The sequence below is a fragment of the Geobacillus sp. FSL K6-3411 genome (genome assembly GCF_037965715.1).
Lineage (GTDB): Bacteria > Bacillota > Bacilli > Bacillales > Anoxybacillaceae > Geobacillus > Geobacillus thermodenitrificans.
In genome coordinates this window covers 1,987,911-2,002,291 of record NZ_CP150187.1, presented here as the reverse complement: position 1 = coordinate 2,002,291, position 14,381 = coordinate 1,987,911, and the positions used below count along the sequence as shown (strand labels likewise).

The 14,381-nt window shown below is 44.8% G+C and carries 11 protein-coding genes; all 11 read left to right on the top strand.

Annotation, left to right across the window (positions count from 1 at the left end; all coding sequences use genetic code 11):
- Nucleotides 1-55 precede the first annotated feature (55 nt).
- The 11 genes from mmsA to NSQ22_RS10100 all read left to right on the top strand — a co-directional run bounded on the left by mmsA (nucleotide 56) and on the right by NSQ22_RS10100 (nucleotide 14,353).
- Complete coding sequence (mmsA, locus tag NSQ22_RS10150) at nucleotides 56-1,597, top strand: multiple monosaccharide ABC transporter ATP-binding protein (protein ID WP_008880039.1); 1,542 nt, start codon at nucleotides 56-58, stop codon at nucleotides 1,595-1,597.
- 1 nt (nucleotide 1,598) lies between these two features.
- A complete protein-coding gene (gene mmsB, locus NSQ22_RS10145; RefSeq protein WP_011887527.1) occupies nucleotides 1,599-2,822 on the top strand; it encodes a multiple monosaccharide ABC transporter permease in 1,224 nt (407 codons plus the stop codon).
- A 119-nt stretch (nucleotides 2,823-2,941) separates the two neighbouring features.
- Complete coding sequence (locus tag NSQ22_RS10140; RefSeq protein ID WP_011887526.1) at nucleotides 2,942-4,036, top strand: GntR family transcriptional regulator; 1,095 nt, start codon at nucleotides 2,942-2,944, stop codon at nucleotides 4,034-4,036.
- A 91-nt stretch (nucleotides 4,037-4,127) separates the two neighbouring features.
- Complete coding sequence (araD, locus tag NSQ22_RS10135; protein ID WP_339263385.1) at nucleotides 4,128-4,814, top strand: L-ribulose-5-phosphate 4-epimerase; 687 nt, start codon at nucleotides 4,128-4,130, stop codon at nucleotides 4,812-4,814.
- A 15-nt stretch (nucleotides 4,815-4,829) separates the two neighbouring features.
- Nucleotides 4,830-6,524, top strand: coding sequence for a ribulokinase (locus tag NSQ22_RS10130; RefSeq protein WP_081157484.1), 1,695 nt, complete (start codon nucleotides 4,830-4,832; stop codon nucleotides 6,522-6,524).
- 16 nt (nucleotides 6,525-6,540) lie between these two features.
- Nucleotides 6,541-8,031 carry an L-arabinose isomerase gene (araA, locus tag NSQ22_RS10125; RefSeq protein ID WP_081157485.1) on the top strand — a complete coding sequence of 497 codons (1,491 nt, stop codon included), beginning with the start codon at nucleotides 6,541-6,543 and terminating at the stop codon, nucleotides 8,029-8,031.
- A gap of 500 nt (nucleotides 8,032-8,531) precedes the next feature.
- Nucleotides 8,532-9,839 carry a sugar ABC transporter substrate-binding protein gene (locus NSQ22_RS10120; protein ID WP_099232736.1) on the top strand — a complete coding sequence of 436 codons (1,308 nt, stop codon included), beginning with the start codon at nucleotides 8,532-8,534 and terminating at the stop codon, nucleotides 9,837-9,839.
- A 126-nt stretch (nucleotides 9,840-9,965) separates the two neighbouring features.
- Nucleotides 9,966-10,898, top strand: a complete 933-nt coding sequence (locus NSQ22_RS10115; protein ID WP_099232738.1) for a sugar ABC transporter permease — start codon at nucleotides 9,966-9,968, stop codon at nucleotides 10,896-10,898.
- Between the two features lie 3 nt (nucleotides 10,899-10,901).
- A complete protein-coding gene (locus NSQ22_RS10110; protein ID WP_008880047.1) occupies nucleotides 10,902-11,747 on the top strand; it encodes a carbohydrate ABC transporter permease in 846 nt (281 codons plus the stop codon).
- A gap of 39 nt (nucleotides 11,748-11,786) precedes the next feature.
- The gene (locus NSQ22_RS10105; RefSeq protein ID WP_081157615.1) at nucleotides 11,787-13,295 is read left to right on the top strand and encodes an alpha-N-arabinofuranosidase; all 1,509 of its coding nucleotides are present in this window, start codon (nucleotides 11,787-11,789) and stop codon (nucleotides 13,293-13,295) included.
- A gap of 62 nt (nucleotides 13,296-13,357) precedes the next feature.
- A complete protein-coding gene (locus tag NSQ22_RS10100) occupies nucleotides 13,358-14,353 on the top strand; it encodes a Gfo/Idh/MocA family oxidoreductase (protein ID WP_081157616.1) in 996 nt (331 codons plus the stop codon).
- Nucleotides 14,354-14,381 lie beyond the last annotated feature (28 nt).

The window sequence follows — 14,381 nt, the reverse complement described above, 5'->3', positions numbered from 1 at the left end:
ATATAAGGGCTGCCGTCCCTTATATCCGTGCTCTCTTACGAGGAGGCGGGGGAGTATGTGTGCATTTATTTTGGAAATGAGGGGGATTACGAAACAATTTCCCGGAGTGAAAGCGCTTGATAATGTGAATTTAAAGGTGCGAGAAGGAGAAATTCATGCGCTTTGCGGGGAGAATGGGGCAGGAAAATCGACATTGATGAAAGTGTTAAGTGGCGTTTATCCACATGGGACGTATGACGGGGAAATTTTATTTAAAGGAGAAGTATGCAAATTTAAAGATATTAAACAGAGCGAGCAATTAGGGATTGTCATCATCCATCAAGAGCTTGCCCTAATCCCCTATTTGTCCATTGCTGAAAACATTTTTTTAGGGAATGAACGGGCGAAAAAAGGAGTCATTAACTGGAACGAAACGTTTGCACAAACAAAAGAGCTGTTGCAGAAAGTTGGATTGGATGAATCCCCCCACACGTTGGTCGGTCAACTTGGAGTCGGCAAACAGCAATTGGTGGAAATCGCGAAAGCATTATCCAAAGAAGTAAAATTGCTTATTTTGGATGAGCCGACGGCGGCATTGAATGAAGATGACAGTGAAAATTTATTAAACTTGCTTTTAGAGTTTAAAAAACAAGGTTTGTCTGCCATTATTATTTCTCATAAGTTGAATGAAATTGCCAAGGTCGCCGATTCGATCACGATTTTACGGGATGGAAAAACGATTGAAACATTGGATATGAAGCGCGATGAAGTGACCGAGGATCGAATCATTCGCGGAATGGTGGGGCGTGATTTAACGAACCGTTATCCGACAAGAACGCCGAAGATCGGTGAAGTTATATTTGAAGTAAAAAACTGGACCGTACATCATCCTGTTTATCCCGAACGCAAAGTAATTGATAATGTTCATTTGTCAATTCGCAGAGGAGAAATTGTGGGAATCGCCGGTCTCATGGGGGCAGGTCGAACTGAATTGGCCATGAGCATCTTTGGTCGATCATACGGAAAGAAAATCAGCGGTGAGATATGGAAAAATGGGGCCAAAATCGATGTAAGCGATGTTAGTAAAGCCATTGCCAACGGGATCGCTTATGTAACCGAAGACAGGAAAGGAAATGGCCTTATCTTAATGGAAGACATTCGGAAAAATATTACGCTTTCTCGCTTAGGAAAAATCTCGAACCATTTTGTGGTCGATGAAAATAAGGAAATTATTGAATCGGAACGATTCCGTAACCAATTCAAAATTAAAACCCCAAGCGTGTTTCAAAAAGCGGAAGCGCTTAGTGGTGGAAATCAGCAAAAAGTCGTTTTAAGTAAATGGATTTTTGCCGAACCGGATATTTTGATTTTGGATGAACCGACAAGGGGAATTGATGTAGGGGCGAAATATGAAATTTATACGATCATTCATCAGTTGGCGAATGCAGGGAAAGGCATTTTAATGATTTCTTCCGAGCTTCCAGAAATTCTCGGGATGTGCGACCGGATTTACGTGATGAGCGAAGGACGCATCACTGGTGAAGTTGTACGGGAAGAAGCGACACAGGAAAAATTAATGAGACTAATGACAAAAACGGCTATTCGGGAGGGAGTATAAGATGGAAGCACCGATGCAAAAAACAGTACACCAACCTTCAAAGCGGTCAACAAAGGACGAACGGTTAACTTTCAAACAGATGATAAAAAGCAATATGAGAAGCTATAGCATGGTGATCGCTCTTGTCTTGATCATGTTATTGTTTCAATTATTAACGGGAGGCATTTTATTAAGGCCGCTAAATATTACGAACTTAATCTTGCAAAACAGTTATATTTTAGTGTTGGCTGTTGGAATGATGCTTGTCATTATTACTGGACATATCGACTTATCGGTCGGATCGGTGGCAGCCTTTGTCGGGGCTTTGGCTGGCATTCTTATGGTTCAACATCATGTACCGGTTTGGATGACAGTTCTCATTTGCTTAGTGCTAGGAGCCTTGATTGGGGCATGGCAAGGATTTTGGGTTGCCTACGTGAAAATCCCGGCGTTTATTGTGACGTTGGCAGGCATGTTACTGTTTCGCGGGTTGACGATGGTCATTTTAGAGGGGCAATCAATCGCCCCGTTTCCGAAAACATTCCAAAATATTAGTTCTGGGTTTCTTCCGGATCTATTTAATGGGGGATCTCTTCATCTTTTCACTCTTGTGGTCGGTTTAGCGATTTCTGTCTTATTTATCGCATTGGAATGGCGAAAACGAAACGGCCAAAAAAAATACGGCTTTGCGGTCAGTCCTGCCCCGGTGTTTGGGATAAAAATGGCCGTCATTGTTGCCGTTATTATGATCTTCTCTTATATTTTGGCGACGTACGAAGGAATTCCGACAATCTTAGTTATTTTGGCTGCGTTGATCATCGCTTATTCATTTGTCGCTAATCGAACGGTCGTTGGGCGTCACATTTATGCTATTGGCGGCAATGAAAAGGCAGCCCAACTGTCAGGGATTAAAACAAAACGTGTCACTTTTTGGGTGTTTGTGAATATGGGGGTATTGGCCGCTTTGTCCGGACTAATTTTTGCTGCCCGTCTCAACGCAGCGACGCCAAAAGCAGGAAATTTGTTTGAACTCGATGCCATCGCGGCATGCTTTATTGGAGGTGCATCTGCTTATGGCGGCGTCGGTACGATCGGTGGGGCGATCATCGGTGGTCTTGTCATGGGCGTAATGAATAACGGGATGTCCTTACTTGGACTGGGCATCGACTGGCAACAAGCCATTAAAGGACTTGTTCTGCTTGCCGCTGTTGCCTTTGATATTTACAACAAAAACAAAGCTGCGTAAGCAAAACAAAGGGTCAAGCCAATCTGCTTGGCCCTTTGTTATTAAAAATAGATACGAACAAATGAGAATTGCTATAATAAAATTAATTTGTATCTCATTTTTGTCGTTGAGGTGGACTTATGAAGGAGAAAATGGTGCCAAAATATGTGCAATTAAAGCAAGAAATTTTATCTTGGATCGTGTCTGGAAAAATGAAGCCGGATGAGAAAATTCCAACTGAGCATGAAATCGCCAACCAGTTTCAGTTAAGTCGTCATACGGTTCGGCAGGCGCTCGGGGAGCTCGAGAAGGAAGGGTGGCTGTACAAAATTCAAGGGAGCGGCACATTTGTGTCCCGGCCGAAGTCAAAAGAACAAGTGGATACGAAAACCATTGGGATCATCACTACTTATATTTCCGACTATATTTTTCCGCATATTGTCCGCGGGGCGGAGGAGACGTTGCGGGAAAAGGGATACCGTCTTTTGCTGGCCAGTACGAATAATGATAAACAGCGAGAGAAAGAGCAGCTTGAGGAGATGATTCGAGAACCATTAAGTGGGTTGATCATCGAGCCAACCAAAAGTGCACAAGGGAATCCGAACCTAGGCTACTACTTGTCGCTCAATAACCTCCATATTCCGTATGTCATGATTAACGCTCGCTATTTGGAAGTGAGCTGTCCATGCGTGAAAATGGATGATGAGCAGGGCGGATTTTTATTGACCGATCATCTTATTCGTTTAGGGCACCGCCGGATTGCTGGTTTCTTTAAAACCGACGATTTGCAAGGAGTGGACCGTTTGCGCGGCTTTATTCGCGCTCACCAGCAACACGAGATGCCTGTTGCAACAGACTATCTTCTTTCTTATGCAACAGAGGAGAAAATGACAAAACCGCTTGAGGTGGCAAGACAGTTTTTGCAACGCCCAAAAGGGGAGCGACCAACTGCCTTTGTCTGCTATAACGATGAGCTGGCGATTTTACTTCTTGAGGTGATTCGTCAACAAGGATTATCCGTTCCTGATGACCTTTCGATCGTCGGGTTTGATGACTCGACGTTTGCGACAGCGACGGAAGTGAAGTTAACGACGATCCGTCATCCAAAAATGGAAATGGGGATCGAAGCAGCGCAACTGCTTATTCAAATGATCGAACAGCCAACGGCTGAAACGATCAGGGATATTATTTATAAACCTGAGTTAATTGTCCGGAACTCTACTAAAGAAATATAAAAATATGTCCAAAATAAAGAAAAAAGTATGGAAAAATTGTACGTACAAAATTATAATGGAGGTGAAGAGACTTTTATAGGGAGTGGGAGTTATGCTTGAGGAGCTGAAACGGGCTGTATTTGAGGCCAACCTGCAGCTCCCACAATACCGCCTTGTGACATTTACATGGGGAAATGTGAGCGGGATTGACCGGGAGCGCGGGTTGGTTGTCATTAAGCCAAGTGGGTTGGCGTATGACAGACTGACTGCGGAAGATATGGTGGTCGTGAATTTAGACGGCGAGGTGGTGGAAGGAGAGTGGAAACCGTCATCGGACACTCCGACCCATCTCTGGCTGTATAAACAATTTCCGGGAATCGGAGGAATTGTGCATACCCATTCGACTTGGGCGACTGTTTGGGCGCAGGCCGGGAAAGGGATTCCTCCGTTGGGGACGACGCATGCCGACTATTTTTATGGCGAAATCCCGTGCACTCGGCCGATGACCAGCGAGGAAATTCAAGGGGCGTATGAACTTGAAACCGGCAAAGTGATCACCGAAACGTTCCGCTTCCTCGACCCATTGCAAGTGCCAGGCGTTTTGGTGCATGGCCATGGACCATTTGCCTGGGGAAAAGATCCGGCCAATGCTGTCCACAATGCTGTCGTTTTGGAAGAAGTGGCGAAAATGGCGGCAAGAACGTACATGCTCAATCCAAATGCACAGCCGATCAGCCAGTCGCTGCTTGACCGTCATTATTTACGCAAGCATGGTGTAAACGCTTACTATGGACAATAAGGGAGGGAGACTGCGATGGGGAAAAAGTACGTCATCGGTATTGACTATGGGACGGAATCGGGGCGCGCCGTTCTCGTTGATCTAGAGGGAAACGAAATTGCGGATCATGTCACTCCGTATCCTCACGGAGTCATTGATGAAGTATTGCCGGAATCGAACGTACAATTAGAACCAGACTGGGCACTACAGCACCCAGGTGATTATATCGAAGTGTTGGCGACTGCTGTTCCGGCTGTATTGCAAAAGTCAGGGGTCAACCCGGCGGATGTGATTGGGATTGGTATTGATTTTACCGCTTGCACGATGCTGCCGGTCGATGCTTCCGGTGAGCCGCTTTGCCTGAAGCCCGAATTCAAGCATCGTCCACACAGCTGGGTGAAATTGTGGAAACATCATGCTGCCCAGGATGAAGCGAACTTGCTCAATGAAATCGCGGCGAAAAGAGGCGAAGCGTTTTTGCCGCGCTACGGTGGAAAGATTTCATCTGAATGGATGATTGCGAAAATTTGGCAGATTCTGAACGAGGCGCCTGATATTTACGATCAAACCGATCTTTTTTTAGAGGCAACCGACTGGGTAATCTTCAAAATGACCGGTCAAATGGTGCGAAATAGCTGTACGGCTGGCTATAAATCGATTTGGCATAAACAAGACGGCTATCCAAGTAAGGAGTTTTTCCGGGCGCTTGACCCGCGGTTGGAACATTTAACAGAAACGAAACTGCGTGGTCCGATCGTTCCACTCGGCACAAGAGCCGGAGTGTTAACAAAGGAAATGGCTGCCATGATGGGTCTCCTTCCCGGAACCGCCGTTGCGGTCGGAAATGTTGATGCCCATGCGGCTGTACCGGGTGTCGGGGTCGTTGAGCCAGGCAAATTGGTGATGGCGATGGGAACATCGATCTGCCATATGTTGCTTGGTACGGAAGAAAAGTATGTGGAAGGAATGTGCGGGGTTGTCGAGGATGGCATCATTCCGGGATATTTCGGCTATGAAGCCGGGCAGTCAGCGGTGGGCGACATTTTCGCTTGGTATGTTGAACAAGGCGTTCCGGCTTATGTGAAAGAAGCGGCGGAAAAAGAAGGGGTTAGTGTCCATGAGTGGCTGGAAAAGCGTGCTGCTGCTTACCGGCCGGGGGAAACCGGATTGCTCGCTTTAGACTGGTGGAACGGGAACCGTTCGGTATTGGTCGACACCGATTTAACCGGGTTGATCATTGGCTATACGCTGCTAACGAAACCAGAAGAGGTTTACCGTGCATTGCTTGAAGCAACGGCCTTTGGAACACGCAAAATTATCGATGCCTTTGTTGAAAACGGTGTCAACGTGGATGAACTGTACGCATGCGGCGGATTGCCGCAAAAAAATAAGCTACTCATGCAAATTTATGCCGATGTGACCAACCGCGAGATTAAAATTGCGGCGTCGAAGCAAACCCCGGCAGTGGGGGCTGCCATGTTTGCGGCGGTCGCGGCCGGCAAAGAAAACGGTGGATATGAGTCGATCGTTGAAGCAGCACAAAACATGGGGAAAGTGCGTGAAGAGACGTTCAAACCGATTCCGGAGAATGTCGCCATTTATGAACAGCTGTATCAAGAATATACGAAACTGCATGACTACTTTGGCCGCGGAGAAAACGATGTGATGAAACGGCTCAAACATTGGAAAGAGACCGCGCGGGCGGCAAAAGAATCTATGACTTTATCGTGAATGGGGAGAGGCAATCATGTTATCATTACGTCCTTATGAATTTTGGTTTGTGACAGGAAGCCAGCACTTATACGGGGAAGAAGCGTTAAAACAAGTTGAAGAACATTCAAGAACGATCGTCAATGAGTTGAACCGTGATTCGGTGTTTCCGTTCCCACTCGTTTTCAAACCGATCGTCACAACCCCAGAAGAAATTCGCAACATTTGTCTTGAGGCGAATGCGAGCGAACAATGTGCCGGCGTTGTCACATGGATGCATACGTTCTCGCCAGCGAAGATGTGGATTGGCGGCCTTTTGGAGTTGCGAAAACCGTTATTGCATCTTCACACTCAGTTTAACCGTGATATTCCGTGGGACAGCATCGATATGGACTTTATGAACTTAAACCAATCGGCTCACGGTGACCGAGAATACGGATTTATCGGTGCGAGAATGGGAGTTGCCCGGAAAGTCGTCGTTGGTCATTGGGAAGACCCAGAAGTCCGCGAGCGGCTGGCGAAATGGATGCGGACGGCCGTCGCCTTTGCGGAAAGCCGACATCTTAAAGTTGCCCGTTTCGGCGATAACATGCGTGAAGTGGCGGTAACGGAAGGGGACAAAGTGGGAGTGCAAATTCAATTCGGCTGGTCGATCAACGGTTATGGCATTGGGGATTTGGTGCAATCTATTCGCGATGTTTCTGAACAAAGCGTCAACGAACTGCTTGATGAATATGCTGAACTATATGACATTGTACCTGCTGGCCGTCAAGATGGACCGGTTCGTGAGTCGATCCGTGAGCAGGCGCGGATTGAGCTTGGGTTAAAAGCCTTTTTGCAAGACGGGAACTTCACTGCCTTTACGACGACGTTTGAAGATTTGCACGGCATGAAGCAACTTCCAGGACTAGCGGTTCAACGGCTTATGGCAGAGGGATATGGATTTGGCGGCGAAGGCGACTGGAAAACGGCTGCTCTCGTTCGGTTGATGAAAGTCATGGCGGATGGCAAAGGAACATCGTTCATGGAAGACTACACGTACCACTTTGAGCCGGGCAACGAAATGATTCTTGGCGCTCATATGCTCGAAGTATGCCCGACGATCGCGGCAACGCGACCGCGCATCGAAGTTCATCCGCTTTCGATTGGTGGAAAAGAAGATCCAGCCCGTCTCGTGTTTGACGGCGGTGAGGGCGCAGCGGTCAATGCTTCGCTGATTGACTTAGGGCACCGTTTCCGTCTCATTGTCAATGAAGTCGATGCGGTGAAACCGGAATACGACATGCCGAAATTGCCGGTTGCCCGTATTTTATGGAAACCGCGCCCGTCGTTGCGTGATTCAGCTGAAGCATGGATTTTAGCCGGCGGTGCTCATCACACATGCTTCTCGTTTGCCGTCACGGCTGAACAGCTGGAAGACTTTGCGGAAATGACCGGCATTGAATGTGTCGTGATCAATGAACATACTTCCGTCTCGTCATTCAAAAACGAACTGAGGTGGAATGAGGTATTTTGGCGAGGGAGGTAAGGTTAAATAGCACGTAATTCATATAGCGCGAAATCAAGGACACGGGTTGGAAGAAGAGCCCGTGTCTTTGTTTTTTACCAACTAATGTTATGTAAAAAGTTGCTGATCAATAGAGGAAGTAAGCTCTAATGTTTAATAAAAGTAATCAATGTGAGAGAAGTTATATGGACATGTTTTAGCACCATTTTGAGGCGTAAAAAAACATTTACTGACTTTTTTAAATTTTTGGTTGAAAAAAATAGACATAATGGTACAATTAAGTTAAAAGTTATACGTACAAAAAATCATACAACCAGAAATGGATATTTATTTGTAAGGTCAAATTGTTTTCGGATCCTTTAAAAAGGATTTGAAATAAACTTCAGAGGAGAGGTGGTTAATTTTAAAAGCGTTTTCAACAATAGCGGCAACATATAGTAAGTAGAAATCATGTCTTCAAGAGAATTGTTGCTGATAGGGGTCATTGATCCGCGTTCGAAATCAGGGGGGGAGGTAAACCGATGAAGAAGTTGTCTTTATTACTACTAGTATTCATTATGGCTGTATCAGCGTTTTTAGCTGGTTGTTCAAGTGACACAAGCAATTCCGGTCAATCAAGTAAAGATACAAATGGTGTTAATAAACTAACATTATGGACATTTGGAGAGCAACATGCTGAGTTTTTTGAGCTTATGGCTGATGAGTGGAATAAAACACACCCTGACAAAAAGATTCAGCTTGAAACTACCACTTATCCGTATGATGACATGCATAACAAACTGCTTTTATCTTTGCAATCCGGAGTAGGAGCGCCGGACATTGTAGATATTGAGATCTCTCGTTTCTCCAACTATTTAAAAGGAAAGCCGCAGTTAGTAGAGTTAAATGATATTATAGACCCCGTGAAAGACAAAACCATTCAATCGAGGTTCGACATCTACTCTAAAGATGGAAAATACTATGGAATTGATTTTCACGTAGGTGCAACCGTCATTTACTATAATAAAGAATTATTGGATAAAGCAGGGGTAAATCCCGATGAAATCGTTACATGGGATGATTTTAAAGAGGCGGGTAAGAAGGTAGTTAGCGCCACAGGGAAGCCTATGATTACAATTGAAACAGACGGTCCATGGACTTACTGGCCTCTAGTTGTACAACAAGGGTCTGATTTTTACGATAAGGATGGGAATGTAATTTTAGATAACGATATCAACATAAAAACATTAACATTTTTAAAACAACTGTTAGATGAAAAAATTGCTATAGCTGCTCCGGGTGGGGATCATCATGCAGAAGAATATTATGGGTTTATGAACAAAGGGGGAGCTGCCTCTGTTGTGATGCCGATGTGGTACATGGTGCGGTTTACGGACTACATGCCGGACTTAAAAGGGAAGATAGTGATTAAACCAATGCCAAAATGGACGGCAGATGGAAAGCGTTCAGCAGGTATGGGCGGTACTGGAACCGCTATCACTAACCAATGTAAGAATGTAGAGCTTGCAAAGGAGTTTTTAGCGTTTGCTAAATTATCTAAGGAAGCCAACATTCAAATTTGGAAAGAGCTTGGGTTCGACCCGATTCGTTGGGATGTTTGGAGTGATCCTGCGTTGAAAGAACCAAACAAATATACAGAATACTTTGGAGATTATATTTTCGATGTTCTTATGAGCATGAAAGATGAGATCGATTCGCCGACAGTTACCGAAAATACTCCAAAAATGAATGAGTTAGTTGTCCAAACTGTGTTGTACAAGGTTTTAAAAGAGAAGAGCATGTCCCCGGAACAAGCTTTGAAAAATGTCGCAAATGAAATGAGAAAGTAATAAGCAAAAGTGGTTTGGATTCTCGAGGGAAGATTCGAGTGACGCCATAGCTTTGAGTCTTCCCTCGCCATTTAATGTTTCCCGGCTTGGGAAGAGTATAACATTGGGAATAAGGGGGGAGTATCGGTGGAAAATAAATTAGACTACTCAGTACAGGCAGTACCCCAGAAACGAAAAGGAAATAGGATTATTTTTTCTCAAAAAGTTGCTCCGTATATTTTTGTATCGCCGTTTATCCTGTCCTTTTTAATATTTTTCCTTTATCCTTCCATTTCGACGATTATAATGAGTTTTCAAGAAGTATTACCTGGTGAAACAAAGTTTATTGGGGTAGAAAATTATAAAAAACTACTCAATCCACATTTTTATGCAGCTTTGCGTAATACAACAATTTACACTATTTGGACACTAATTATTCTAATCCCACTTCCTTTAGTGCTAGCGGTCATATTGAATTCTAAGGCTATACCAGGACGTAATTTTTTTCGCTCTGCCTATTTCATCCCGGCCTTAACTTCTACCATTGTAGTCGGGGTAGTGTTCCGCTTAATCTTTGGAGAGTTGGAATCGGCGCCTGCGAATGCGCTATTGAAATTGCTAGGAATGCCAGCCCAACAGTGGACGATGCATTGGGGAACAGGAATGTTTTTAATGGTATTTTTAGCTTCTTGGAAGTGGCTAGGGGTGAATATTTTGTATTTTCTCTCGGGGTTGCAAAGTATTCCGAAAGAACTCTATGAGTCGGCAGAGATAGACGGAGCTGGGATGTTCAGGAAGTTTTTTTATATTACACTTCCACTTTTAAAACCCGTAGTCATCTATGTGTTAACGATTAGTATTTTTGGCGGGTTCAGAATGTACGAGGAAAGTTTTGTGTTTTGGCAAAATCAGTCTCCTGGTGATATTGGACTTACTTTAGTAGGTTACATTTATCGGGAAGGGTTTATAAATAATGACATGGGATTCGGTTCTGCTATCGGGATCGTGCTTCTGATCATCGTGTTTGTTATTAATATCATTCAGTTGAAGGTTACTGGCGCCTTCAAGAAGGAGGGGTAAGGTTTGACGCAGACGGCCAAAATCCACCCGATCGCAAAGGTGATAGTTGTATTAATACTGTTGTTCTTAGCTATTGTTGCACTTTTTCCGTTTTTTGCCTTATTACTTGCATCCTTTAAGCCATCTACGGAGTTGCTCAGATATGGCTTAAATTTAAAATTACAGGCACATTTGCTGTCATTTAAAAACTATATCTACCTTTTCCAGGAAGGGGCAAAATATCTGGCTTGGTATAAAAATAGTTTGATTATTACCGCTGTGGGAACTGTGTTATCTTTACTCTTTTCTTCTATGGTTGGGTATGCATTGGCAGTGTACGATTTCAAGGGTAGGAATGCAATTTTTATTCTTGTTTTGACTGTAATGATGATTCCTATCGAAATTTTGATGTTACCTTTATACAAATTGATGGTGTCCTTCAAAATGATTAACACATACTGGGGGGTTATTGTCCCCACCATGGTAGCCCCTATTGCTATCTTCTTTTTTAGGCAATACGCATTAGGATTGCCAAAGGAATTGCTTGATGCAGCTAGAATAGATGGATGTTCCGAATTTAGAATTTTTTTCAGCATTATGGTTCCGTTAATGAAGCCTGCGTTTGGAGCGATGGCTATTTTACAGGCAATGGGTTATTGGAATAGCTTTCTATGGCCGACCGTCATTCTGAGAACAGAGGATATGTTCACGTTACCAATCGGCTTATCAGGGTTGTTAACACCTTATGGTAATAACTACGATATTTTAATTTCTGGATCTTTGTTAACGATTCTCCCGATTATTGTATTATTCATGTTTTTCCAACGTTACTTTATTTCTGGTTTAACGGTAGGAGGAGTGAAAGGTTAATAGCAATGATTTAAACCATATGGAAAGGATGTATTAATTATGAGTGTGAAAAGAGCCCAAATGATCATCGAAAAAGACTTCAAAATCGCTGAAATCGACAAACGGATTTATGGCTCTTTTATCGAACATCTCGGCCGCGCGGTATACGGAGGGATTTATGAGCCGGGTCATCCACAAGCGGATGAAAACGGCTTCCGGCAGGATGTCATTGAAATGGTGAAAGAGTTACAAGTACCGATTATCCGTTATCCGGGCGGGAATTTTGTGTCCGGTTACAACTGGGAAGACGGAGTCGGACCGAAAGAAAAGCGGCCGCGGCGTCTTGATTTGGCGTGGAAGTCGGTGGAAACCAATGAAATCGGGTTGAATGAATTTGTTGATTGGGCAAAGATGGTCGGGGCCGAAGTGAATATGGCCGTCAACTTAGGAACGCGCGGCATTGATGCGGCACGCAACTTGGTTGAATACTGCAACCATCCATCGGGCTCGTATTACAGCGATTTGCGCATTTCCCACGGCTATAAAGAGCCGCATAAAATTAAAACATGGTGTCTAGGCAATGAGATGGACGGTCCGTGGCAAATCGGCCATAAGACGGCCGTTGAGTACGGACGAATCGCTTGTGAAGCGGCCAAAGTGATGAAATGGGTGGATCCGACAATTGAACTTGTTGCGTGCGGAAGTTCAGGTAGAAATATGCCAACATTTGCGGAATGGGAAGCGATCGTTCTTGATCATACGTATGAGCATGTCGATTATATTTCCCTCCATCAATACTTTGGAAATCGAGATAATGACACGGCGAATTATTTGGCGATGTCGCTGGAAATGGATGATTTTATCCGTTCGGTTGTGGCCATTGCTGATTATGTGAAGGCGAAAAAACGAAGCAAGAAGACGATTCATCTTTCGTTTGATGAATGGAACGTATGGTATCACTCAAATGAGGCGGATAAGCAAATTGAACCGTGGACCGTCGCGCCGCCTCTGTTGGAGGATATTTATAACTTTGAAGATGCACTTCTTGTCGGCTGCATGCTTATTACGCTCATGAAACATGCCGATCGGGTGAAAATTGCCTGCTTGGCTCAATTAGTGAATGTCATTGCACCAATCATGACGGAAAAGAATGGCCCGGCATGGAAACAAACGATTTACTATCCGTTTATGCATGCCTCTGTTTATGGCAGAGGGGTGGCGCTGCACCCAGTCATTTCAAGCCCGAAATACGACAGCAAAGACTTTACGGATGTGCCGTACTTAGAGTCGATTGCGGTTTACAATGAAGAAAAAGAAGAAGTAACGATTTTCGCCGTCAACCGTGATATGGAAGATTCGTTATTGCTTGAATGCGATGCCCGCAATTTTGAGGATTATCGCGTCATTGAACATATCGTGTTGGAACATGAAAACGTGAAACAAACGAATTCAGCGCAATCTTCTCCGGTTGTTCCGCACCGCAACGGCAATGCCCAGATGTCCGCTGGAAAAGTGTCGGCTACGCTGCCGAAGTTATCGTGGAATGTCATCCGTTTAGGAAAACGATAAGGAAATGAAGGCTGGTCTGAGGGCCAGCCTCTCCCATTGCAAACAGGAAGGAGAGACGAAACATGGAACATAAAGTCCGCTTTGGTATTATGAGTACAGCCGCCATTGCCAAAGACGCTATGATTCCGGCCATTCGCCGGGCGGATCACGCTGAAGTCGTGGCGATCGCCAGCGAAAGCGGGAAAGCCAGCCAAGTGGCACGGGAGCTCGGCATTCCAAAGGCGTATGACAACTACGAACAGCTGCTTGATGATCCGGACATCGACGCAGTGTACATTCCGCTTCCGAACAGCCTGCACGCTGAATGGACGATCAAAGCGGCAAAGAAGAAAAAACATGTGCTTTGCGAAAAACCGGCTGCCTTATGTGAAGAGGATGTCCGACGCATGATCGAGGCGTGCGGGAAAAACGGTGTTTTATTCATGGAAGCATTTATGTACCAGTTTCATCCGCAGCATGAGCGAGTGAAGCAGCTTTTAGCTGCTGGGGAGATTGGCGACATCAAGTATATGCGTGCCCATTTCTCTTTTTACTTGCAAGACCGGGAAACGAATATCCGTATGAACCATGAGCTTGGCGGGGGAAGCTTGTTTGATGTCGGTTGCTATTGCGTGCACTCGACAAGACACATCCTTGACGCCGAACCAATCGAATTATTCGTTCAATCCTATTTTGATCCGCACCGTTCGGTCGATTTAACGACGAATAGTTGGATGAGGATGGAAAACGGTGTTCTCGCCCAGTTCACGTGCAGTTTTGATATGTTTCCACAAAATGAATATGAAGTGGTTGGCACAAAGGGAAAAATCGTTGTCTCGCGGGCGTACCGTCCAGATGTCAATGAAGGTGAGGGGCGGATTACGGTTGTGACTGACGATGGAAATATAAGAGAAGAAACAGTGCCAGGTGATCAATACACGTTGCAAATCGAACACTTTTCGCGCGGCATTCTTGAAGGTTTACCGCTGTTGTATTCGTCGGAACAAATGATCAAACAGGCGCGGGCGCTTGACGCTTGCCGCACATCGATGGAGACAGGAAATATTGTACGGTTATAAGGGAGCAAAGTTCACAGAGATATTACAT